Source organism: Rhodococcus sp. AC861 (assembly GCF_979256035.1).
In genome coordinates, this window is record NZ_CEEDMW010000006.1 from 139452 (window position 1) to 159924 (window position 20473).

The 20473-nt window shown below is 67.3% G+C and carries 23 protein-coding genes and 2 pseudogenes; 11 read left to right on the plus strand and 14 right to left on the minus strand.

What is annotated here, in order from left to right; all coding sequences use genetic code 11:
• Positions 1-4 precede the first annotated feature (4 nt).
• Complete coding sequence (locus AC0IX4_RS19050; protein WP_471830480.1) at positions 5-463, minus strand: hypothetical protein; 459 nt, start codon at positions 461-463, stop codon at positions 5-7.
• Positions 454-1098, minus strand: coding sequence for an RNA polymerase sigma factor (locus tag AC0IX4_RS19055; RefSeq protein WP_471830482.1), 645 nt, complete (start codon positions 1096-1098; stop codon positions 454-456). The genes AC0IX4_RS19050 and AC0IX4_RS19055 overlap by 10 nt, the downstream gene beginning before the upstream one ends.
• A 230-nt stretch (positions 1099-1328) precedes the next feature.
• Between AC0IX4_RS19055 and AC0IX4_RS19060 the strand changes: the two genes are divergently transcribed.
• The 6 genes and pseudogenes from AC0IX4_RS19060 to AC0IX4_RS19085 all read left to right on the plus strand — a co-directional run bounded on the left by AC0IX4_RS19060 (position 1329) and on the right by AC0IX4_RS19085 (position 6263).
• On the plus strand, positions 1329-1775 hold the full coding sequence (locus tag AC0IX4_RS19060; RefSeq protein WP_471830483.1) for an Asp23/Gls24 family envelope stress response protein: 447 nt from the start codon (positions 1329-1331) through the stop codon (positions 1773-1775).
• Between the two features lie 207 nt (positions 1776-1982).
• Positions 1983-2696 carry an aquaporin gene (locus tag AC0IX4_RS19065; protein ID WP_042576565.1) on the plus strand — a complete coding sequence of 238 codons (714 nt, stop codon included), beginning with the start codon at positions 1983-1985 and terminating at the stop codon, positions 2694-2696.
• Positions 2697-2793: 97 nt separating this feature from the next.
• Positions 2794-3435 (plus strand): dihydrofolate reductase family protein, encoded by a 642-nt coding sequence (locus AC0IX4_RS19070; RefSeq protein ID WP_471830485.1) that lies wholly within the window; start codon positions 2794-2796, stop codon positions 3433-3435.
• Positions 3436-3493: 58 nt separating this feature from the next.
• Entirely contained in the window at positions 3494-4174 is a 681-nt protein-coding gene (locus AC0IX4_RS19075; protein WP_471830487.1) for a GNAT family N-acetyltransferase, read from the plus strand.
• A 141-nt stretch (positions 4175-4315) separates the two neighbouring features.
• On the plus strand, positions 4316-5218 hold the full coding sequence (locus AC0IX4_RS19080; RefSeq protein ID WP_471830489.1) for a manganese catalase: 903 nt from the start codon (positions 4316-4318) through the stop codon (positions 5216-5218).
• Between the two features lie 187 nt (positions 5219-5405).
• Positions 5406-6263 (plus strand): annotated as a pseudogene (locus AC0IX4_RS19085) (cyclopropane mycolic acid synthase family methyltransferase).
• Positions 6264-6266: 3 nt separating this feature from the next.
• Here the strand turns inward: AC0IX4_RS19085 and AC0IX4_RS19090 are convergent.
• From AC0IX4_RS19090 to AC0IX4_RS19105, 4 genes and pseudogenes are all read right to left on the minus strand, one after another.
• Entirely contained in the window at positions 6267-6755 is a 489-nt protein-coding gene (locus tag AC0IX4_RS19090) for a hypothetical protein (protein WP_471830490.1), read from the minus strand.
• A 174-nt stretch (positions 6756-6929) separates the two neighbouring features.
• Positions 6930-7103, minus strand: coding sequence for a hypothetical protein (locus AC0IX4_RS19095; protein ID WP_197074849.1), 174 nt, complete (start codon positions 7101-7103; stop codon positions 6930-6932).
• A gap of 42 nt (positions 7104-7145) precedes the next feature.
• Positions 7146-7451: a hypothetical protein gene (locus AC0IX4_RS19100; protein WP_197074863.1), complete on the minus strand. Its 306-nt coding sequence runs from the start codon at positions 7449-7451 to the stop codon at positions 7146-7148.
• Positions 7452-7538: 87 nt separating this feature from the next.
• Positions 7539-8354: pseudogene (locus tag AC0IX4_RS19105) on the minus strand (DMT family transporter); the annotation flags it as partial.
• 35 nt (positions 8355-8389) lie between these two features.
• On the opposite strand from AC0IX4_RS19105, the gene AC0IX4_RS19110 reads away from it, so the two are divergent.
• Complete coding sequence (locus AC0IX4_RS19110) at positions 8390-8962, plus strand: TetR/AcrR family transcriptional regulator (protein WP_471830492.1); 573 nt, start codon at positions 8390-8392, stop codon at positions 8960-8962.
• 23 nt (positions 8963-8985) lie between these two features.
• Here the strand turns inward: AC0IX4_RS19110 and AC0IX4_RS19115 are convergent, their stop codons facing one another.
• Positions 8986-9999, minus strand: coding sequence for an LLM class flavin-dependent oxidoreductase (locus AC0IX4_RS19115; protein WP_471830494.1), 1014 nt, complete (start codon positions 9997-9999; stop codon positions 8986-8988).
• 45 nt (positions 10000-10044) lie between these two features.
• On the opposite strand from AC0IX4_RS19115, the gene AC0IX4_RS19120 reads away from it, so the two are divergent.
• Positions 10045-10707, plus strand: coding sequence for a GNAT family N-acetyltransferase (locus AC0IX4_RS19120; protein WP_471830495.1), 663 nt, complete (start codon positions 10045-10047; stop codon positions 10705-10707).
• A gap of 4 nt (positions 10708-10711) precedes the next feature.
• Here AC0IX4_RS19120 and AC0IX4_RS19125 read toward each other — a convergent pair whose 3' ends face one another.
• The 3 genes from AC0IX4_RS19125 to AC0IX4_RS19135 are packed head-to-tail and all read right to left on the minus strand — an operon-like array spanning position 10712 to position 13578.
• Positions 10712-11587 carry a sugar phosphate isomerase/epimerase family protein gene (locus AC0IX4_RS19125; protein WP_471830497.1) on the minus strand — a complete coding sequence of 292 codons (876 nt, stop codon included), beginning with the start codon at positions 11585-11587 and terminating at the stop codon, positions 10712-10714.
• A 1-nt stretch (position 11588) separates the two neighbouring features.
• Positions 11589-12623, minus strand: coding sequence for a Gfo/Idh/MocA family protein (locus AC0IX4_RS19130; protein WP_471830499.1), 1035 nt, complete (start codon positions 12621-12623; stop codon positions 11589-11591).
• A 31-nt stretch (positions 12624-12654) separates the two neighbouring features.
• Positions 12655-13578: a sugar phosphate isomerase/epimerase family protein gene (locus AC0IX4_RS19135; RefSeq protein ID WP_042576556.1), complete on the minus strand. Its 924-nt coding sequence runs from the start codon at positions 13576-13578 to the stop codon at positions 12655-12657.
• A gap of 161 nt (positions 13579-13739) precedes the next feature.
• Between AC0IX4_RS19135 and AC0IX4_RS19140 the strand changes: the two genes are divergently transcribed.
• Positions 13740-14720: a LacI family DNA-binding transcriptional regulator gene (locus tag AC0IX4_RS19140; protein ID WP_471830731.1), complete on the plus strand. Its 981-nt coding sequence runs from the start codon at positions 13740-13742 to the stop codon at positions 14718-14720.
• On the opposite strand, the gene AC0IX4_RS19145 is transcribed toward AC0IX4_RS19140, so the two are convergent.
• On the minus strand, positions 14717-14989 hold the full coding sequence (locus AC0IX4_RS19145) for a WhiB family transcriptional regulator (RefSeq protein WP_056075384.1): 273 nt from the start codon (positions 14987-14989) through the stop codon (positions 14717-14719). The genes AC0IX4_RS19140 and AC0IX4_RS19145 overlap by 4 nt on opposite strands.
• Before the next feature lie 160 nt (positions 14990-15149).
• On the opposite strand from AC0IX4_RS19145, the gene AC0IX4_RS19150 reads away from it, so the two are divergent.
• Positions 15150-16064 carry an MSMEG_6728 family protein gene (locus AC0IX4_RS19150; RefSeq protein WP_471830502.1) on the plus strand — a complete coding sequence of 305 codons (915 nt, stop codon included), beginning with the start codon at positions 15150-15152 and terminating at the stop codon, positions 16062-16064.
• A 10-nt stretch (positions 16065-16074) separates the two neighbouring features.
• On the opposite strand, the gene AC0IX4_RS19155 is transcribed toward AC0IX4_RS19150, so the two are convergent.
• The 3 genes from AC0IX4_RS19155 to AC0IX4_RS19165 are packed head-to-tail and all read right to left on the minus strand — an operon-like array spanning position 16075 to position 19921.
• Positions 16075-17817, minus strand: coding sequence for an ABC transporter ATP-binding protein (locus AC0IX4_RS19155; protein WP_471830504.1), 1743 nt, complete (start codon positions 17815-17817; stop codon positions 16075-16077).
• Positions 17814-19517, minus strand: coding sequence for an ABC transporter transmembrane domain-containing protein (locus AC0IX4_RS19160; protein WP_471830506.1), 1704 nt, complete (start codon positions 19515-19517; stop codon positions 17814-17816). The genes AC0IX4_RS19155 and AC0IX4_RS19160 overlap by 4 nt, the downstream gene beginning before the upstream one ends.
• A gap of 38 nt (positions 19518-19555) precedes the next feature.
• The gene (locus tag AC0IX4_RS19165) at positions 19556-19921 is read right to left on the minus strand and encodes a PLD nuclease N-terminal domain-containing protein (protein ID WP_042576552.1); all 366 of its coding nucleotides are present in this window, start codon (positions 19919-19921) and stop codon (positions 19556-19558) included.
• Between the two features lie 236 nt (positions 19922-20157).
• On the opposite strand from AC0IX4_RS19165, the gene AC0IX4_RS19170 reads away from it, so the two are divergent.
• Positions 20158-20454, plus strand: coding sequence for a hypothetical protein (locus AC0IX4_RS19170; RefSeq protein WP_042576551.1), 297 nt, complete (start codon positions 20158-20160; stop codon positions 20452-20454).
• Positions 20455-20473 lie beyond the last annotated feature (19 nt).

Here is a 20473-nt window from a genome sequence, read left to right on the forward strand (position 1 = left end):
GTGATCAGGCAGGGCCGTCCACGTCGACGACCAGTACGTCGACGTCTTGGGAAACGAACGGAAATCCCAGGATGTCGGTCAACGCGGCGGCCGCACGCGTCGACACCTGCGCGCCGACGTCGGCCAGATCCGAGTCGTAGGCGGCGATCACGGTGATACGTGCACCGGTGCACACGTGCCCGTCGGTATAGAGCGAGATGTCGGACGGTTCCGCTCCTGGAACCTCTGCAACGGCCCGTCGAAGCGCCACTCGGACGATGGCGTCGCTGATGCGCAGCGTGTCGTAAGCGGGGGCGTTGTCACCGGGGTAGCGGGCGTCGAGCGGCCATGTTCGGATTCCCACGGCTCGTATGCGGGAGATGGCGGACGCACTGATGTCGACCCATCCGCGGACAGGGGAGTCCTGCAGGGCCTCCGCCGCGTGTCGAAGAATCGGAGCATGGTCGCCCGACGTCATTTCCATGTCTCCAATCGTTCGCCGAGTGTCGCGCGGGCGCGGGTGAGGTGGCCGCGAACGGCACCGGGTGACAGGGACATCACTGTTCCGATGTCTGCATGCTTCATGCCTTCGACTTCACGAAGCAACCAGCACGCCCGCTGTCGGTACGGTAGCCCAGCGAGCGCGACATCGAGCGCCGACAGGAAGCTCGCCTCGGACGCGGCCGACGACGGATCGTCTTTCGGGTCCAGGCTGGGCCGTTCGAAGACCCAATCTTCGACGGGGGCCACGCTGCGTCTGCGCCGGTGATCTATCACCTTGTGCGAGACGACGCTGAACAGCCATGTGCGCACGCTGGATTCCGCACGGAACGTGCGAATTCCTCTCCATGCGTCGACGAGGGAATCCTGCACGATGTCCTCGGCCGCACCGCGGTCGGACAGTAGATGAGTCGCGTAGCGCAACATGTCCGGTCCGAACCGCCGCGCGATTTCCTCGAACGCGAACCGGTCGCCGACGGCCGCCGCCGCGGCGAGTGCCCGATCCGGCAGCTCGGCCAGTTCGGCGCGGATCGCCGCGGTGCCGTCAGGGTGTCGGAGGCGTGTGTCCCCGGGTTTCGTGGCGCCGGCAACGCCGGGACTTCCGGGGTCGGGCGCCATCGATGGACGACTGAGCATTGCTTCCCCCCGAAACCCCATCGGGGTCGACACACCCCCCGGTGCTTGATGAAGCAACTACTTCACGTCCATTCGAGATGCCCGACCAGGCTGTCCGGCAAACCTGTGTGATGCGCGTCACTCGAATCGGGACGTGCGCTTTCCGCTCGCGAACGCGACTCAGTAGTCGTAACCGGTCGACACAGTTGTTCGACCACGACGAAAGGACATGAGTGAACGCCCCGCGCACCGCGACCGATCCCGCCGTGAAGACGTCGGTCGCACCCAGTGATCAGGCGATCGAACAGCAACCCGTAAGGACGGGACGAACTGTGATCGCGCCGAAGGTCGTGGCCACGGTGACCGGGATCGCGACACGCGAAGTGCCGGGTGTGTACGCCACGGGTGACGGTGCTACTCGCGCCGTCGGTGCTCTTCGCGAGAACGTTCCCGGCGTGAAATCCGCACCGTCACAGGGTGTTGCGGCCCGGGTAGACGACGACCGCGCGTCGGTACGCATCGACCTCGTCGCCGACTACGGAACTGCGATCGCAGATCTGGCTGCCGACGTGCGCCGGAACGTCACCAGCGCGGTGCACGCCATGACCGGTCTCCGGTGCGTGCCGGTCGACATCGTCGTGCACGACGTTCATCTGGCACCGAACTCCGCCCTCGCCTGATCCCGAACTACATCGCTGCCCGTTGACAACGGGCCTCTTCGACATGGAAGGACACAGACATGACACCACGTTCCACAGCATTCGAGGCAGCGTCGTGAGCCGGCGCAGGAGCCTGTCGAGTCGACTCTTCGAGGGGCTCGGCCGCGTTACCTGGGGATATGCCAAGCGCAAGCTCGACGAGCGTCGCAGCGCGAAGGGGGGACGACGATGACCAGATGGACCGTGTACGTCGCGGAAGCGATCGGCACAGCGATTCTCGTGATCGGCGGTGTGGGTACTGCAGTGTTGGCGGGCGACGACGTCGGCACGACCGGGATCGCGCTGGCTTTCGGGCTGACCCTTCTCGCGATGGTGTTCGTTCTGGGCCCGGTGTCGGGCTGCCACATCAACCCGGCCGTCACGCTCGGATTCCTGATCACGCGCCGGATGACGGCCGCACGCGCAGCCGGGTACGTCGCGGCGCAGGTAGTCGGTGGAGCGATCGGTGCGCTCGTGGTGTTCGCGATGGCGTCCGGTCGGCCCGGATACGACCGGTCCGTGGACGGCCTCGGTGCGAACGGATACGGCGACGCCTCTGCCGGCAGCTACTCGTTACTGTCTGTCGCGCTCGTCGAGGTAGTTGCCACCGCGATTCTCGTCCTCGTCGTCCTGGCCGTCACCGGACGCAATCCCGTTGCTGCAGCCGGAGTTCCGATCGGGTTGACCTTGGCGTTCGTTCACCTCCTCGCTATCGGAGTGGACTCGACATCGGTCAATCCCGCGCGTTCCATCGGGCCTGCTCTGTTCGCGGGAGGTGACGCTGTGACGCAACTCTGGGTCTTCATCGTCTTCCCGCTGATCGGTGGGCTCGTCGGCGCACTCGGGTACATGGCGGTGCACGGGTCCGAGAACGCACCGAAATCTGCCGCCGAGGTGTCGTAACGGTCGGCTGGTATCTCTGCCCTCGATGATTCCCGGACGGCTAGTCTCTCCTGACGCACAGGACGACGGTGTCCGGTGTCGTCGAGGGCGGAGCCACATGACACAGCTGCTACGAGTCCAGAACTTCACCATTTCGCGTGACGGGGTCGCGGCCGGCGTCGATCAGAGCTTCGAGAGTCCGTTCGGGCTCGACCACTCGACGCTGATGTCGTGGTGCGGTGCCACCGCGAGTTGGCCCAACAGGACCGAGCCGGGCGGTACCCGCGGCCTCGACGACTACTTCGCGCGCGACTTCTCCAACAACATCGGCGCAGAGATCATGGGGAGGAACAAGTTCGGTCCTCAGCGCGGACCGTGGGAGAACCTCGAATGGGAAGGCTGGTGGGGAGACGAGCCGCCGTTCCACACTCCGGTCTTCGTGCTGACTCACCACGAACGGCCGTCGATCACACTGTCCGACACCACGTTCCACTTCATCGATGCCGAACCGTCCGAGGTGCTCGCCCGGGCGAAGGCAGCCGCCGACGGTCGCGATGTGCGCCTCGGTGGCGGCGTGACCTCCATCCGTGAGTTCCTCGACGCCGACCTCGTCGACACGATGCACATCGCCGTCGCGCCCATCGACCTCGCGCCGGGCCTGACGCTGTGGGAGTCGCCCGAGGAACTGAACGATCGCTTCGAGCACGAGGTTGTCCCCAGCGCCAGTGGCATCGTCCACCACCTTTTCTGGCGGAAGTAGGGGTTTCGGGCGCGGGGCAGCCGGCCGGAGTGATTGTTCGTCGGTCCATAATCCACCTATGACCGATGCTGCGCTCGACGATCCGGTAGGTAGTTCGTTGCGCGGTCGCCATGCGCACCTCGGTCGACGTGTCGGTGGCGCGGCGACGTATGCGGCCGGTGTCGCGACATTCTGTGCGCTCGACGACGGCGCCCCGTGGTCGGACCTTGCCGAGGTGCTGGGTCCGGGCGGGTTCGCCGACATGTTCAGCTCACCGCTGGAACCGCCGGCGGGGTGGGAGCCGGTGTTCACGTTGCCGGGTCGACAGATGATCCACGATGGCGTCGGCTACGCGAGCCCGGCAGCGGACGGACCGGACGTCGTGCAGCTGACGTCCGCGGACGTTCCCGCCATGCTCGACCTGATCGAGCGGACGGGCCCGGGCCCATTCGGACAGCGGACCATCGAGATGGGGACGTACCTGGGCGTGGTCGTCGACGGCAGCCTGGTGGCGATGGCCGGTGAGCGACTGAGTCCGCCGGGGTGGACGGAGATCAGTGCGGTCTGCACCGTCCCCGCGATGCGTGGCCGCGGGTATGCGGCGCATCTGGTGACTGAACTCGGCGCACGCATCACCGCGCGGGGAGACTCACCGTTCCTGCACGTGGCGGAGTCCAACGATCGGGCCATCGGGGTGTACGAACGCCTCGGATACCGGACTCGACGACAGGTGACGTTCAGCGGATTCCGCACGCCCTGAGTCGACGTCCAACACAGTGCAGTACCCGCCGACATCGCAACTATGCAGTACAGGAGTGATGAGTCGGTTCCGTTTGCGTGCGATTGCCTCGGGTAGTCGGACCAGGACCGAGTACGCACGTCAGCATCGTTGGGAGCGCTCATGTTTCGTCATACCGACCATCTCCAATTCGACGTCAAGCCGGAGAAGCCGGACCCCGTCTACGCCCGCAAACTGCAGGAATTGATCGGCGGCGCGTACGGCGAGATGACGGTCACGATGCAGTACTTGTTCCAGGGCTGGAATTGCCGCATGAAGGGCAAGTACAAGGACCTCATCATGGATGTCGCCACGGAGGAGATCGGTCACGTCGAGATGCTCGCGACCATGGTCGCGCGTCTTCTCGAGGGTGCGCCGGCTACCGAGTCGACGAAGAACGCGGCAGCTGATCCGGTGGTCGCGGCAGTTCTGGGGGGCATGGACCCGCAGCAGGCAATCGTGTCGGGCGGCGGACCGACGCTCGCCGACAGCAACGGTGTCCCGTGGAACGGCCGCTTCATCGTCGCCAGCGGAAACCTGCTGGCCGACTTCCGCGCGAACGTCGCTGCCGAGGCCCAGGGCCGAGTTCAGACAGCGCGCCTGTGGCACATGACCGACGACCCCGGCGTCAAGGCAATGCTCGAGTTCAACCTCGCCCGCGACACGTACCACCAGAACATGTGGCTCGCGGCGATCGAGGAACTGCAGGCGGACGGAGTGGAGGGCGTCGTGGCACCGAACGATCTGTTCGACGAGGAGTACGCGAGCACACTCTGGCATCTGTCCGACGGGACCGAGTCCGACAAGGGTCGGTGGGCACACGGCACCGCGCCGGACGGCCGGCACGAGAATCGGTTCCTCGCGGATCCGCAGGCTCTGGGAAACAAGCAGAGCGGCCCGCCGCCGGATCCCAAGCTCTACGCCACCTACGACGGCGGGCTGGGCGAACCGTCCAACGCAGCGCTCGGCACGGAGAAGGGCGTGATGGGCAAGATCAAGGAAACGCTGGACCCCAACGCGGGCTGACGGGCGACACACGAGCGACGGGTTCCGGCACCGGAGTGGTGCCGGGACCCGTCGTGCCGTCTGTCGAGCCCCGCGTAGACATCCTCCGCAGGTGGTTTTGTCGACCAGCAGTCGGGAACACCGCCGACGCATCCGGCACTCCGGCCGGCTGCGCGTCGGCTGTCCGGTGACCTGTGGAGGAACTCTCGTGTCAACACTCGAACCCTTTTTCGACGACGTCCAATCGCACTACGACCTGTCGGACGAGTTCTTCCGTCTCTTCCTCGATCCGACGCAGACCTACAGTTGCGCGTACTTCGAGCGCGAGGACATGACACTCGAAGAAGCGCAGCTGGCGAAGATCGACCTGTCGCTGTCGAAGTGCGATCTGTCCCCGGGGATGCGACTGCTGGACGTCGGATGCGGATGGGGCGGCACTCTTCGCCGGGCCGTGGAGAAGTACGACGTCGACGTCGTCGGCCTGACTCTCAGCCGGAACCAGTACGAGCACGTGTCGACGATGCTCGGTGGACTCGACACCCAGCGCACCGTCGAGGTACGGCTGCAGGGTTGGGAAGAATTCGACGAACCGGTGGATCGCATCGTCAGCATCGGGGCATTCGAACACTTCACGTCGCCGCGGTACGACGATTTCTTCGCCAAGGCGTACGACATCCTTCCCGCCGACGGACGGATGATGCTGCACACCATCTGTCAGCTCGGTCGTGACATGTTCCGGCAGGAGTCGCGAGTGACGCGCGCGGACATGGACTTCGCCGACTTCATCGTGGAGTAGATATTCCCGGGCGGAGAACTGCCGACCCCGCAGGCCGTCGTCGACCATGGTGAGAAGGCCGGATTCTCCGTCACGCACGTCCAGTCGCTGCAGCCGCACTACGCGCGGACATTGGACATGTGGACGGCTGCTCTCGAGGAGCGACGTGACGACGCGGTGGCCATCGCCGGCCAGAAGATGTACGACACCTACATGCGGTATCTGCCCGGCTGTGCGGACCTGTTCCACCGCAGATTGATCGACGTCCGACAGTTCACGATGGTCAAGTAGGGATCAGCATCCGGCCGCCGAGCGTTCGCGGGTCGGCGCATCGCCGCGTCCGAGTCGACGGTTCGACCGCGGCGATCGGCCGTCCGGGGAATTGCTGACGATCAACGTCCGCACGCGCAGGTGCTGTGGCAGGAGTGCTCGGTGGCGGATAGCGGATTCCAGATCGGTGGTGGTCCACAACGTCGACACGCACTCCCGTCCGGCCACGGACGGTGAGCGGCATTCCACCGTGTACAGATAGGGGAGTGGGTCGTCGGTGCGGAGCAACGGAACCCACAGTTCTTCCGCCACAGGGCTACCCGCGGGATCCTCGACGATGACGACTCGCGCGTTCCATGCCGCGCTGTACGCCCGTGCGGCGTCGATGACGGCATCGAACGTGGGCGCCGAACGCACCACCATCGCGTCGTCGAGCCCGACCATCCACACCAGCCACGACGGGTCGTGGTCGGCCAGATCGAGCGCATCACTGGCGCGGGGTATGTGCGTCACCTTCGGTGTTCGGTGTCAGCGGGCGTTGCGGATGTGCCGTGTCACGGGTGTCACACCGCGTTGCGCCGTGCGGGAAAGGGTGCACACACCGGGCGCACGAAGCGCACACCCTCTACAACCTGCGGTAGTGGGTGTGCGCCTTACGCGAGGGGTGTTCACACACCCCCCTGCGACCTACTGGGACGAGGTCTCTTCGCGCTCGTGCTGCGTGCGCTCCTGCAGATCCTGGTCGTCGATCGGCTGGGGTTCCTTGGCGTGCTCGCGGTGATCGGGTCGGGCGGTCTCGGTCGGAGTGATCACGTCGTCGAGCGTCGGCTGGTCATGGTCGATGTTGCCGGGTTCGGTCATACCGTCAGCGTTCCCGGCAGGCTGAATCGTAAACGCCACGAATCAGTCGCCGGGTCGAGGAACGTCCGCCTCCCACCGGGCCCTGCGCTCGTCGAGGGACTGTTCCCACCACGGGTCCCCGCGTTCTCCCAGAGCCACTTTCGCTGCCTGTACCCCGGCTCGGGAGCTGTCCGCGCCGCCGGTCGCGCGGACATCGCGCCGCCAGGCCATCAGGATCGACCGTAGTTCGGCGTTACGCTCGTCGGGGATGTCCGGGTCCGTGGCACGCCACCGTCTGCCCTTGATGACGATGTAATGACCGTCGTCGGTGTATTCCCGCTCGCCGCTGTCCTTCTCGGCTCCACTCATGATTCCGATGGTAGGCCTGTGGTCTCCGGTGACGATCCATGTCGCGATCAGGGTAAGCCCCAGTCCGCCGGCCGTCATGGCGGTGAACGGCTCGTCGAACACCGTGGCTCCCCACACTGCCGTGACCGGCGGAACGAGGAACAACAGCGTGTTGACGCGGGTGACGCCGATGCGATCCAACAGATGCCAGTACAGGCCGTATCCGCCGAAGGTCGCGAAGACGACGGTGGCCGCCACGGCGAGCCAGAACCTGGTCGTCGACGGAGGGACAGCGGTGCCGGTGGCGACGGCGAGCCCGGTGAAGATGGTGGCCGATGTCGCGCAGTGGATGGCGAGTGCGCGCATCGGTGTCGTCGAATCACCTCGTCTGTCCACGAACGTCGCTGCCACCAGGCAGAGCATCCCCACCAGAGGAACCGAGTACGCCCACCACGGTGTCGACGCCGTCGCCGTCGCGTCGGCAGCGGTGGCCAGCAGGACACCTCCCGCTCCGACGATCAAACCGATCCACTGTCGGCCGGTCGCCGCCGCTCCGAGGAGTGGTCCGGCCAGCGCCGCGGCGACCAGTGGTTGCACACCGTCCACGAGTGCCGTGGTGCCGGTGGACACTCCCAGGTCGATGGCCCAGTAGACAGTCAGCAGATATCCCGACTGGGACAGCGCACCGACGAGGATCTGGCGCGGTGGATTCCGGTCGGCTCGACCGCGGCGGATTCCGAGGGCGGGTGCCAGGACGATCGCGAGGGGAAGGAACCTCCACATGAGGATGGTCGTCGTCGGAGCCTCGTCGCCGGCCACCTTGGCGCCGATGAAGCCGGAGGACCAGCAGAGGACGAACGACACGCCCAGGACGATGGACCATGCCCGTCCGTTCCGCGTGGGTATACCGATCTGTGTAGTCATGGACGGTGAATATACAGATCGGTATAGTCCTAAACATGGATACGGACGTGACGTGGACACCGAAAGCTCGGGCGGTGCTCGCCGCCGCCGACGAGCTGTTCTATGCCCACGGGATACATGCGGTGGGTGTCGACGTCATCGCCGCCCATGCCGGTGTCACGAAGAAGACGCTGTACGACCGCTTCGAGTCCAAGGAACGGCTGGTCGTGGAATACCTCCGTGAGCGTGACCGGCAGTGGAGGGACTTCCTCGGTGAACGACTCGAGCGCGGCGGTAGCGGCGTCATCGAGCGACTCGATACGGTCCTCGACGCGTCGGCCGACTGGACGGCGGCGCGAAGTGGCAAGGGGTGCAGCATGATCAACGCACACGCGGAGATCAGTGACCCCGCGCACCCGGCGTTCCCCGTCATCGTGGGTCAGAAGGCGTGGATGGCAGACCTGTTCCGCGGCATCGTCGCAGACACGGGACGTCCGGACACCGACAGGCTCGTCGACGTGATCATGCTCCTCCACGAGGGTGCCCTGGTCGCCGCCGGAATGGGATTCGTCGACCATCCGTTCGCGGACGCCAAGGCAGCGATACGACACTGGGTCAGCGTGCAGTGATCCCCGGGGTCACGAGCCCGATGTCACGACGCCGGCGACCACCCCAGCGCAGGACCCAGCGTGGTCGCCATGTCGGTGAGCATCTGCACGTAGTCCTCGTGGTCGAAACTGAAGGGTAGGGCGAAGGCCACCTCGTCGATCTCCCGGAAGGCGGCCAGCTCGTGCAATCGTTCGACCAGTTCGTCGGACGGCCCCACGAGGTCCGGGGCGAAGAGCAGACGGGCGGGCCCCACCGGAGTGCTGGTGCGGGCCATCCGCGACTCGGCGTAGGCGTGGTACTTGTCGCGCTGGTGAGGTGTCGCCGAGTCGGTCGGGACGACGACGAGACCTTGGGACACGCGAGCACGGTCGCCCAGGGGGTGTCGTGCGCGGAATCGGCGGATGTGGGAGGTCTGGATGTCGTCGAACCGGTCGGACTCCTCGGCCTTGACCACGCTGCTGGTCAGGAAGTTCATGCCGAGGTCACCTGCCCGCTCGGCGGACGACAGGCTGGCACCGCCGTACCACATGCGTGCTGCCAGACCGGGCGAATGTGGTTGCACGCGTGACGAGAACGCTTCGAACCCTTCGGTTCCCTCGAACTCGGTCACAGCGTCGCCACGCACCGCCGCCAGCAGTCGTTCGACCCGTCGAAAGGTGAAGTCCTCAGTGTCGGCCGTGTCCGGATAGACCGCGTCGCGCAGACGGTCGTAGTTCATCGGCGGGCCGACACTGATACCCGGGTTGAGTCGCCCGCCGGACAGCACGTCGACGGTCGCGAGGTCCTCCGCCAGTCGGATCGGGTTCTCCCACCCCAGTGGAGTGACCGCGGTACCGAACTCGATCCGTGACGTCCGTTGCGACGCCGCGGCCAGCACCGCCATCGGTGAGGAGATGCCGTACTGCAGATGGCGGTGTCGTAGCCAGGCGCTGTCGAAGCCCAGGCGCTCACCGAGTTCGATGATCCGCAATGTCGATTCGTGCCCCGCGGCGGGGTTGTCCCCGTCGAAGAGGCCGATCGTGAGGAAACCCATCCTGCGCAGCTGTCTCGGTTGCATGAGTCCATGATCCCCCGTGCGGGGGTGAAGCCCTATGATCACGCGATGACCGACCACGACCTTGTTGCTGCTCGCCGAGAGATCACGTCCGCCCTTCTGGCGGCCTTCGAACGACGTCACGAGGTGCTCGACGTCATCGTCGAGGCCGACAGTCGTCCCGAGGCGGTCGACGCCATCGCTGCGCTCCTGGGTACCTCGCGCCTCGGGGGTGAGGCCGTGATGGGAATGTCCTTCTCGAGCCTCACCAAGGACGCTCGCCGGAGCAACGCCGCCGAGCTCGAAGACCTCGACAGCCGCCTGAACTTCACGCTGGCCGATCGACCCGCGAGTGCGGGGGAGTCCCTCGTCCTCGTCGCCTTCTCCGACGACGACCGCGACCTGTTCGCTGCCCGGCTCGCCGACGTGGGCTCGGCCGGTGACGGATCAGGAGGCGCTGCAGGCGATCTGGACACGGAGCTGGCGTCGGCGCGCGACCGACTCGACTCCGAGCAGGCGGCGTGGTTCGTCGCCCGGGAGGAATCGGAGAAGGTGGGCTTCGTCTTCGGCGAGCTCGTCGACGGCGAGATCGATCTGCGCGTGTGGATTCACCCGGGCCATCGCCAGAAGGGCTACGGCACCGCTGCTCTGCGGAAGTCGCGTTCGGAGATGGCCGCGGTGTTCCCCGGGGTTCCGATGATCGTCCGGACCCCCGGGGCGCAGCCGTCCTGATTGTCTAGCGAACGCTGAACTTCTCGACGTACTTGTTCATGGTGTCGAGTTGGCGTCGGGAGACGTCGTGGGCGTTCTCGTTCTCGGCGAAAACGCTCGACACCATGACGGTGTCGTTGTCGTAGAACCCGAGTTCGCCGAGGCCGCCGAAGAACTGGTCCCAGTCGACGTCCCCGTCGCCGATCTCGAGGTGCTGATGCACCCGCACCGCGTTGCCGGGTGGGTTGGTGATGTACCGCAAGCCGTGCGAGCGGTGATGGTCCATCGTGTCCGCGACGTGGACGAGGCGGATCATGTCCCCGGCGGTGGCCATGATCGCCGGCAGGTCACCGCCCATGTGGAACTGGTGGCACGCCACGATGACCATCCCGATGTTGGGGGAGTTGATTCCGCGGATGGTGCGGATCGCGGCGAGCCCGTCCTCGACGAAGTCGTCCGGGTGCGGATCGATGAGGACGTCGAGTCCTTCGCGTTCGATGATGGGGACCAGTTCCTCCATCGACCGGTAGAACGCCCGCTCGGACTCCTCCGGCTTCTCCGGTCGACCGGAGAACTCGGTGTTCATCGTCGACACGCCGAGGTCGACGGTGATCTGGATGGCCCGCTTCCAGTACCGCACGGCCGCTTCGCGGGCGTCCTCGTCGGGACCGGACCAGCGCAGCACCGGCAGCACCGAGGCGATCCCGACGCCGGCGTCAGAACAGGCTTTGCGGAACTTCGCGACCAACCCGTCGTCGGCCTTGGGGTGGTTGAAGAACGGGATCATGTCCACGTGCGGGGTGAGCTGCAGCCACTCGTAGCCGAGGTCGGCGACGACCGCGGGCAGCTCGAGCAGTGAATGCGAATGATGGAACGGGGTGGGATCGAGCGCGATCTTCATCTCAGGCACCGACGATGGACGAGCGCTGCACCATCTCGACAGCCACGGGAGCACCGGACTCGAGGGACTTCACGCCGGCCTCGCACACGGCGGCGGCCGCGTAGCCGTCCCATGCACCGGGTCCGTCGACGTAGTTGCCCGTCTCGGCGCCGGCCTTGACTGCGTTCACCCACCGCTGGACCTCGGTGTCGTACGCCTGACCGAAGCGCTGCACGAAGCCGGGAGTGATGGTGCCGCCCCAGGTTCCGGGAGCCGACTTGCGGACCAGGCCCACGTCGAGACCGATCATCGCGCTGCCGTGCTCTGCGACGACCTCGGTGCGGACCTCGTACGCGATGCCGGTGGTGACGAACACCTCGGCGTCGACGTGGCGGCCCGACTCGGTGGTGAAGATGGCGATCTGCGGATCCCGTAGTCCCTGCGGCGCAGAGGGATTGGCCGACGGGCTGATGATCTGCACCGAGGTGATCTCCTCGTCGAGGAGGAAGCGCGTGACGTCCACCTCGTGCACGAGGGAATCCCGCACGATCATGGCGCTGTCGAAGTGCGGCGGCACGGCGGGGTTGCGGTGTGCGCAGTGCACCACCAGCGGACGGCCCAGATCACCGGAATCGATGAGCGTCTTGAGCTGTGCGTACTCCGTGTCGAAGCGGCGCATGAAGCCGACCTGGATGAGCTTCTTGCCCAGTGCCGCTTCGGCTTCGACGACTGCCAGGGAGGTCGCGACGTCGGTGGTCAACGGCTTCTCGCACATGACGGGCTTGCCGTGCTCGAGACACGCCAGCAACTGCTTTTCGTGCGTCGGGCCCGGAGTGGCCAGGACGACGGCGTCCACCTCGGGGTCGGCGATGGCGTCGAGCGGATCCTCGACGACGCGGCACCCGGGGATGGTCGCGGCAAGTTCGTGCGCCTTCTCGCTGACGTAGTCGTTGACGACGGCGACGCGGGCGCCGGTGATCTTCGAGGTGATGCGGGCGACGTGGTCGGCGCCCATCATGCCGACGCCGAGTACTGCGATGCGAAGTTCGGTGGTCATGGTGAGGGAAATCCGTTCCGGAGAGGAGGTGTCAGGAGAAGGTGACGGAGGGGACGCCGCAGGTACCGAGGTACTTGCGGGTGCGCTGCGCGATCGGCAACGGCGCGTCGACGGCGCACGGGTACATGTCCTGCTCGACGATCGCGAAGATGTCGGCGGTGAGCGCGCCGGCGTCGGCGAGCCGCTCGATGGTCGCGAGAAGCGGCGGCATGTCCGGGATACCGAGCGGCGGTTCGGTCATCGCGCCGAGCTTCACGGCCTCGCCGAACGGGAGATCCTCCGCGGCGACCTTGGCGCGCACCTCTTCGTTCACCTGCTTGAGGTGGAGGTAGCCGATGCGCTCGGGTGCCCGCTCGATGATCGCGATGTTGTCGCCACCGCAGTAGCTGATGTGACCGGTGTCGAGGCACAGGTTCACGAACTCGCTGGAGGTGCCGTCGAGGAAGCGGTACACGTTCTCCTCGGTGTCGACGTGGCTGTCGGCATGGGGGTGGTACTGCGCCTTGACGCCGTACTGCTCGAACATGCGCTTGCCGAGCTCGTTCATGCCCTCGGTCTTCTTGCGCCACTGGTCCGCCGTGAGATTGCGGTCCTCGAGCACCGCGCCGGTGGACGGGTCGCGCCACATCTCGGGGATGACGACGACGTGCTTGCCGCCGGCGGCCGCGGTGAGTTTGGCGACGTCCTCGATCTGAGTCCACACCGCGTCCCACGCATCGTCCTGATGCAGATGCTCGAAGACCGTGCCGGCCGACAGCTTCAGATTGCGAGACTCCAACTCCGAGAGCAGCTTCTGCGGATCGGTGGGCAGGTAGCCGTAGGGGCCCAGCTCGATCCACTCGTAGCCCGACGCCGACACCTCGTCGAGGAAGCGGGTGTAGGGCGTCTGCTGCGGGTCGTCCGGGAACCAGACTCCCCAGGAGTCCGGGGCGGATCCGACGCGAATCGTGCTCATGTCTCGGGGGTTCCTCTCGAAGAATGTCCAGCGCTCGTGCTGTGGCACTAACGCGCTTAAGTAACGCGCTTAAGTTACTATGAGGTGGATCACGCTTCCGTGTCAAGCCCCATCCGAGAGGAGTGCCGGTGTCCACGCCGCCCCGCACCCGCAAGACGACGATGAGTGACGTCGCCGCTCTGGCGGGAGTGTCCCGGACCCTGGTGTCGTTCGTTCTCAGCGGCAAGCCCGGAGCGAGTGACGACACCCGCGAGCGCGTACTCGCCGCTGCGCGCGAGCTCGACTATCGACCCGACAATGCCGCTCGGCTCCTCGCCCGCGGGCGGAGCAGAACGTTGGGTGTGGTCATCGACGTGCGGCAGCCGTTCCAGGCCGATCTGGTGACCCACATCTATCCCGTGGCCGAGGCCGCCGGGTACGAGGTGCTGCTGTCGGCGAGCGCGCCCGGACGGGACGAGGCGAAGGCGATCGAGGCACTGCTGAGCCACCGCTGCGAAGGTGTGATCCTGCTCGGTCCGTCGTCCTCACCCGAGTACGTCGCACACCTCGAGGAGCGAGCCGTGGTGGTCATGATCGGACGTGCACTGCCCGCCACCGACTTCGACGTCGTGCGCAGCGCCGACGACCATGGAGTGCGTCAGGCGGTCGAGCACCTCGTCGGTCTCGGGCACGTCGATATCCACCACGTCGACGGTGGGACCGATTCCGGCGCGACCGAGCGCCGGGCGGCGTTCCGCGCGGCGATGGAGGAGCGCGGTCTGCCGGCCGTGGTGTGGCCGGGAGCGCACACCGAGGAGGCGGGCAGCGCCGCCGGCACGCGCATGGTCGCCGAGCAGCGGGTGCCCACCGCGGTCGTCGCCGGCAACGATCTGTGTGCGGTGGGTCTGATGGATGCGTTCCATCGTGCGGGCATCACCGTGCCGGACGATGTCTCGATCGTCGGATACGACGACAGCGAGATGGCGCACCTGTCCCGCATCGACCTCACGACCGTCCGGCAGGACGCGGAAGGGTTGGCCGCCAACGCCGTCCGGTTCGCGATCAGGCGTCTCGAGAACGACGACGCGGTGCCGACCGAACTGGTGGTGGAACCGCAGCTGGTCGTGCGGGGGAGTACGGGACCCGTCGCGGCGAGGCGCTAGGCCCGGCGCGCTTCCGCATCGATGCGGCGCTGCTCCTGACGCTCCCGAGCGGACAGGCCGCCCCACACTCCGTAGGGCTCGTGAGTGGCGAGCGCGACGTCGCGGCACCTGTCCAGCACCGGGCACTGCGCGCAGAGTGTCTTCGCGATCTCCTCACGCTGCCGTGCCGCTCGCCGACCCTCGCCGGCGGGGGAGAAGAACAGGTCGCTGCGATCACCCCTGCAGACCGCAGCCAGCCGCCACTGTTCCGAGTCGATCGATGTGGTCATGTCGTCGATGGTGTCGGACGTCGCGTCGTCGTCACAGGGTTCCGATCGACGAGAATCGAACGTCCGCTGCTCGCGGTCGACGCCGTTTCGGCACCGCCCGTGCCGGACATCCCTTGTCGACCGGCGAACACCGCCGACGACCGAGTGGAAGGCGAACGACGTGCAGACGTTCCTGCCCGAACCGGGTTTCGCGCGCAGCGCCCGTGCGCTGGACGACAAGAGACTGGGGAAGCAGCGTGTGGAGACGTTCCAGATTCTCCGCGCTCTGGTCTGGCCGTCCTACGGGTGGAAGAACCATCCCGCTGTCGTCATGTGGCGCGGCTTCACGCCCGCCCTGGTGTCCTACGGCGTGGCCACCTGCCGCGAGTGGACGGCCCGTGGGCATGCCGACGCCCTGGAACCCCGCTTGCTCGACTACAGCGCCGGCGTGGCGTCCACCTTCGACGAGTTACGCGACGACGGTCGGCTGCCTCCGTGGTGCGGTGACGACGCCGTCCACGCCAGCCACCGCCGGGCGCTGGCGGCCAAAGCGCCGCAGGCATATCCCGCAGACTGGGCCGGCGAGACCGGATACGTGTGGCCGGGCTCGATCTTCCCGACGTGGCCACTGCCGCCGTGCTCCGGTTCTCCGTCGGCCGTGGTGTCCGCGATGATCGACATGGGTTCTCCTGCAGAGCTGTTCGACGTGGGAAGCGAGGAATGGTCTGCACTACGCGCGGTGAACCGCGGCGAGTCCGCGACTGTGGACACGGCCGATCCGGCGCGTATGACACTCGCTGCCTCGTTGGTCCACCCGGCGCGGACGGCGGTGCTTCGAGACGTGCCCGCCCTCGCCGACGACGACGTGCTCTCGGAGCCGGCGTCGGACCCGGGCGGCACGGTGTCCGCCTCGATCGCACGGGTGCCCACCGACGCGGACTCCGAGGCGATGCGACTCGAGGGTCTCGATCCGGCGCGCATCGGTGTGTTCCGGCGAGGGCAGTCGGTGCCGGACACCGGCAGCTACGGACTGGTGGTGACCTCGGGCGCGCCGGTACCGCCGGAACTCGCCGACGTTCCTCTGCTGCGGGTGTAGTCGAGGTGTGTCAGCGGGCGCTCCAGGCCGACCACAGCTCGGCATATCTGCCGTCGGCAGCGATCAGGGCGTCGGGTGTTCCCTCCTCGACGATCCGCCCGTGCTCGAGGACGATCACGCGGTCCGCGCGTGCCGCCTGCGTCAGCCGGTGCGCGACGACGATCGTCGTGCGGTCCTTCGTCGCGGCGTGCGCGGCGTCCTCGAGGTCACGGGCTCCGGCGCTTCCCGCCTCGGCCGTGGCCTCGTCGAGCACGGCCACCGCAGGATCGGCGAGCACCAGCCGGGCCAGGGCGAGTTGCTGAGCGCGAGAAGGAGTGAGCTCGCGGCCACCCTCGCCGACGACGGTGTCGAGGCCGTCGTCGAGAGCCGACACCCACGCGTCCGCACCCACGACGCGCAGGGCGTCCCGGACAGCGGTGCGATCGGCATCGGGCCGGGCCAGGAGCAGGTCGTCGATCAGCCGGCCGGAGAACACGTGCACCTCCTGGCTGACGATGGCGACGTGCCGTCGTAGCCGGTCGGCGCCGATATCGGCGAGGTCGACCCCGCCGATGCGGACGGAACCGGAACCGGGCCTCATCGATCCGGCCACCAGCGCGGCGATGGTCGACTTGCCCGCGCCGGTCGACCCGACGAGCGCCACCGTCGTCTCCGCCTCGACGCGGAACTCGATGTCGTGCAGGACGTCGTTCACTCCGTCGTAGGAATGGGTCAGCCCCGTCACCACCACGGTGCTGTCCACGGGGACGGCGCCGGTGCCGGGCGAACGGTCGTCCGGGATGTCGATGACACCGACGAGTCGTGCGAGTGACGCGCCTGCGGACTGGATGTCGTCGAACGAATACATCAGCATGCCGATCGGATTGAACAGGCGGTGGAAGAGCAGCGCCGCCGCCGTGGTTTGCCCCACCGTCACCGCGTCCTCGCGCACCAGCAGGAATCCGACGGTGAGGATCACCGACAGGCCCACACATTCCGCTCTGTTGCTGCGCGAGCCGAACCGCGTGAACAAGCGGAAGACGGTGACCGCGATGTCGCGCGCGCGGCCCGACGACGCGTCGATACGTGCCAGGTGTTCGCTCTCCACTCCGTAGGCCCGAACGGTCCGTGCACCCTGCATGCTGCTGACGAGCGACTGCGCACGGTCACCCATCGCGACACGTTCGAGCGCGTACAGGGGAGCGGATCTGGGCAGGTACCAGTGCAACGCCAGGACGTACAGCGGGATCGCCACCATGCCCGCGAGTCCCAGACGCCAGTCGAGACCCAGCATCGTGACGACGCTGAGCAGAACCAGCAGCACCGCGGCGAGGATGTTCGGGATCACCTCGCCCAGCGACTTGGCCATCACCGCGACGTCGTCGCCGACCCGAGAGAGCAGATCTCCCTTGCCGACTCGTTCCAGCGTGCTCACCGGAAGGTGCAGGGCCCTGGCCAGAACCCGTTCGCGCAAGGACGCCAGGATCTTCTCGCCGAGTACCGAGACGGCGTAGGACCCGAATCCGGTGAAGACACCGCCGGCCACCGCGGCGACGGTGATGACGGCGACCACGCCGACGATGGTCGACGTGGGCGCGCCCTCACGGACGCGGTCCACCAGGACACCGAACACGTAGACGGGAACGAGGGCCATGGCCGCCGCCACGGCGCCGACGACGACCGTGACCAGGGTGAGGGCCGGTCGTTGCCGCAGTTCGTCGAGGATGAAGGCGCCCGACCGACGACCGCCGGCAACCGGCAACATCTCGGTCATCGCAGAACCGCCCGACGGTAGCGCGGGTCGGACTCGGCGAGGGACAGGTGCGTTCCGGTCGCGGCGACCCGACCCGAGTCGAGAGTGACGACGCGGTCGGTGACTGCCAGAAGCGCGGGACTGGTGGTGATCACGATCGTCGTCTGAGTACGGGCGTCACCGCCATGACGCAGCTCCGCGATTCCCCGAGCGATGGCATGTTCGGTGACGGCGTCGACGGCGGTGGTCGGATCGTGCAGGACGAGGACGGGTGGCTCGGCGGCGAGTGCCCGGGCCAGCGCGACACGTTGGCGCTGTCCGCCGGACAGGCTGGCGCCGCGATCGGTGACGGGATGATCGAGTCCGCCGTCGTGCATGTCGACGATGTCGGTGACCGACGACGCCCGAACGGCGGGTCCCGTGTCGACCGTGCCGCGGAGAGCGATGTTGCTGCGGACGGTGCCCGCGAACAGATCCGACCCGTGCGGTTCGACGAGCACCGTGCGCCGCACGTCGTGCAGCGCGAGGTCGGAGACGTCGACGCCGCCGATCGCGATGCGTCCGGCGACGTCGCGCGCGGACACCTGGCCGGACAGCACTGCGGCCAGCGCGTCACCGTCCGCGGGATCGTAGGGGACGACGCCGACCATCTCTCCGCGATCGAGATGCAGATCGAGCCCGTCGAGCGATCCGAACCGTATGTCGGACAGACTGATCGACGCGGGATCCGCGGTACCGGTTCCGGACGATGTCACGACGGGGTCGGCGCCGAGCACGAGGGCGAGGCGATCCGCCGAACCGCGGATGACGGCCAGCAGCCCCGGCAGCCGCGACAGGGAGCCGAGCGGTTCGATGAGGAACTGCGCCAGCCCGACCACCGTGATGAGTTCGGCGACCGAGATGCGGCCCTCGAGCGCCAGGAATCCCGCGGTGCCGGCGACGGCCACCGACAGCAGTGCGCTGACGGTGGCGGACACCCCGAGATACACACTGTTCCCTCGCGCCAGACGCATCGTCGCCGCGAGCGCTCGGCGGCTGGAATCGACGAAGCGGCGCGACGCGGCGTCCTCGGCGCCTAGTCCGCGCAACGGCCGGACGCCGCCGATCACGTCCGTGGCCAGGCCCGAGACGCGGGCGACCTCCGCCTGCTGGTCCGTCGCCGCACGGGTGAGAAGCGGCGCGCTGAGCTGCAGCAGCAGCAACAGCAGCGGTGTTCCGACGACGACGGCAAGCCCGAGCGGCAGGTCGATCAGCAGCAGCGCCACCGCGGTGACGAGAAGGGCTGTCGCCGCCGCGGCGAAGCGGGCGACGGCGTCGAGAACCCAGGAGGTCTTCTCCGCGTCCGACGTGCTGACGGTCAGCAGTTCGCCGGGTCCGAGATCGACGTGTACCCCTCGCGGATCGAGAACCCGTCCGGCGACCTCGACGCGGAGCAGGTGCGCCTCGCGTTCGATGGCCACCACGATGATGCGAGCGCCGATGCGGTACGCGTAGGAGAGGACGACGAACAGTGCTGCGAGCCCCAGCAGCGACAGGAGCATCGCAGTGACGTCACCGGTAGCGACGGCGCGCCCGATGATCAGGCCGATCGCGACGGGCACCATGGTCTCGCAGAACTGATGGACGCAGAACAGTGCGGAGGACCCGATCAGTCGGGCGCGCTGACGTCGTGCAGTTCTGCGAAGAATGGCGCCGCCGGTGGACGGTGGGGCGGAATGCATTAGCCGACCCTAACCCGACGTCGGCGCCGGTGGCGACGTCAGGAGTCGGACGTGCCCCGCTGACGGCGAGCGGCGTCCCGTTGCTGCTGCGCGCGTTCGCGGCATCGCCGCAGAAATTCCTCGTCGGACTCCGGAGTCTGCGCGACGGCGCGGCCCGGGCGGACGTCGTACTCGGGATAGGCGCCGGCCGGTCGCTTCCTGCCGGCGTCGGGTCCACCCCAGATGCCGCCACCCACGGGTCGTCCCGCGGCGAGCCACGCGATGGATCCGGCGAGGGGGAGAAAGACGACCAGGAGGAGCCAGACAGTCTTGGGTAGGTGGCGTATCCCGCCCTCGTCCGCGGTGATCACGTCGATCAGGCAGAAGATCCACAGCACTGCGATGAGCAAGCCGAGATAGGGCACGCGCAGGTCCTCACGCTAGGTGCGGTCCGCACCTCCCGTAGTTCGCACCTCGGGCGGAGACCGCGCAGTCTGTTGTCGCGGACACCATAGCGTGCACCGTTGCTCGCGTCACCCCGTAACGCCCCGTCGCACGGTCCGACAGTTCCGAATCTTCCCTGTGGATGCACGGCATCCGGGTTTCCCGAACGCGACGTCCGGGCAATCATGCACCTGAAGATGAACGAAGGGACACCGTCATGGTTCATCAGAACGAGAACGAACAACCCCAGGACTTCGCCCGCACCACCAGGGCGCACGCGGGCGAGGCCATCACGGACAGTCGGGCATGGCCCGGGTACATCCTCATCGCACTCGGCCTGATGTCCTTGGGTCTGACGCTGACTGCTGCCGGTGGCGGCTTCGAGGGCTGGGTGCTGATCGCCGGTATCGCGTGCCCCGTTCTGCTGCTCGCCGGACTCGCGCTGGTACTGCTCGAACGCAAGCGTGTCAAAGCTGCCGAGGGCAAGTCCCTCCTCGATCCCGGTGGTCACTGACCACGAGTCCTTCTCGGGT

What these genes read in the sequence shown, in the direction of transcription:
- AC0IX4_RS19120 (WP_471830495.1), top strand. Translation starts at nt 10,045, where the DNA reads ATGACCGACCACGACCTTGTTGCTGCTCGCCGAGAGATCACGTCCGCC.
- AC0IX4_RS19080 (WP_471830489.1), top strand. Translation starts at nt 4,316, where the DNA reads ATGTTTCGTCATACCGACCATCTCCAATTCGACGTCAAGCCGGAGAAG.
- AC0IX4_RS19075 (WP_471830487.1), top strand. Translation starts at nt 3,494, where the DNA reads ATGACCGATGCTGCGCTCGACGATCCGGTAGGTAGTTCGTTGCGCGGT.
- AC0IX4_RS19135 (WP_042576556.1), bottom strand. Translation starts at nt 13,578, where the DNA reads ATGAGCACGATTCGCGTCGGATCCGCCCCGGACTCCTGGGGAGTCTGG.
- AC0IX4_RS19125 (WP_471830497.1), bottom strand. Translation starts at nt 11,587, where the DNA reads ATGAAGATCGCGCTCGATCCCACCCCGTTCCATCATTCGCATTCACTG.
- AC0IX4_RS19130 (WP_471830499.1), bottom strand. Translation starts at nt 12,623, where the DNA reads ATGACCACCGAACTTCGCATCGCAGTACTCGGCGTCGGCATGATGGGC.
- AC0IX4_RS19140 (WP_471830731.1), top strand. Translation starts at nt 13,740, where the DNA reads ATGAGTGACGTCGCCGCTCTGGCGGGAGTGTCCCGGACCCTGGTGTCG.
- AC0IX4_RS19160 (WP_471830506.1), bottom strand. Translation starts at nt 19,517, where the DNA reads ATGCATTCCGCCCCACCGTCCACCGGCGGCGCCATTCTTCGCAGAACT.
- AC0IX4_RS19145 (WP_056075384.1), bottom strand. Translation starts at nt 14,989, where the DNA reads ATGACCACATCGATCGACTCGGAACAGTGGCGGCTGGCTGCGGTCTGC.
- AC0IX4_RS19065 (WP_042576565.1), top strand. Translation starts at nt 1,983, where the DNA reads ATGACCAGATGGACCGTGTACGTCGCGGAAGCGATCGGCACAGCGATT.
- AC0IX4_RS19100 (WP_197074863.1), bottom strand. Translation starts at nt 7,451, where the DNA reads ATGAGTGGAGCCGAGAAGGACAGCGGCGAGCGGGAATACACCGACGAC.
- AC0IX4_RS19050 (WP_471830480.1), bottom strand. Translation starts at nt 463, where the DNA reads ATGGAAATGACGTCGGGCGACCATGCTCCGATTCTTCGACACGCGGCG.
- AC0IX4_RS19155 (WP_471830504.1), bottom strand. Translation starts at nt 17,817, where the DNA reads ATGACCGAGATGTTGCCGGTTGCCGGCGGTCGTCGGTCGGGCGCCTTC.
- AC0IX4_RS19170 (WP_042576551.1), top strand. Translation starts at nt 20,158, where the DNA reads ATGGTTCATCAGAACGAGAACGAACAACCCCAGGACTTCGCCCGCACC.
- AC0IX4_RS19115 (WP_471830494.1), bottom strand. Translation starts at nt 9,999, where the DNA reads ATGCAACCGAGACAGCTGCGCAGGATGGGTTTCCTCACGATCGGCCTC.
- AC0IX4_RS19110 (WP_471830492.1), top strand. Translation starts at nt 8,390, where the DNA reads ATGGATACGGACGTGACGTGGACACCGAAAGCTCGGGCGGTGCTCGCC.
- AC0IX4_RS19055 (WP_471830482.1), bottom strand. Translation starts at nt 1,098, where the DNA reads ATGGCGCCCGACCCCGGAAGTCCCGGCGTTGCCGGCGCCACGAAACCC.
- AC0IX4_RS19095 (WP_197074849.1), bottom strand. Translation starts at nt 7,103, where the DNA reads ATGACCGAACCCGGCAACATCGACCATGACCAGCCGACGCTCGACGAC.
- AC0IX4_RS19070 (WP_471830485.1), top strand. Translation starts at nt 2,794, where the DNA reads ATGACACAGCTGCTACGAGTCCAGAACTTCACCATTTCGCGTGACGGG.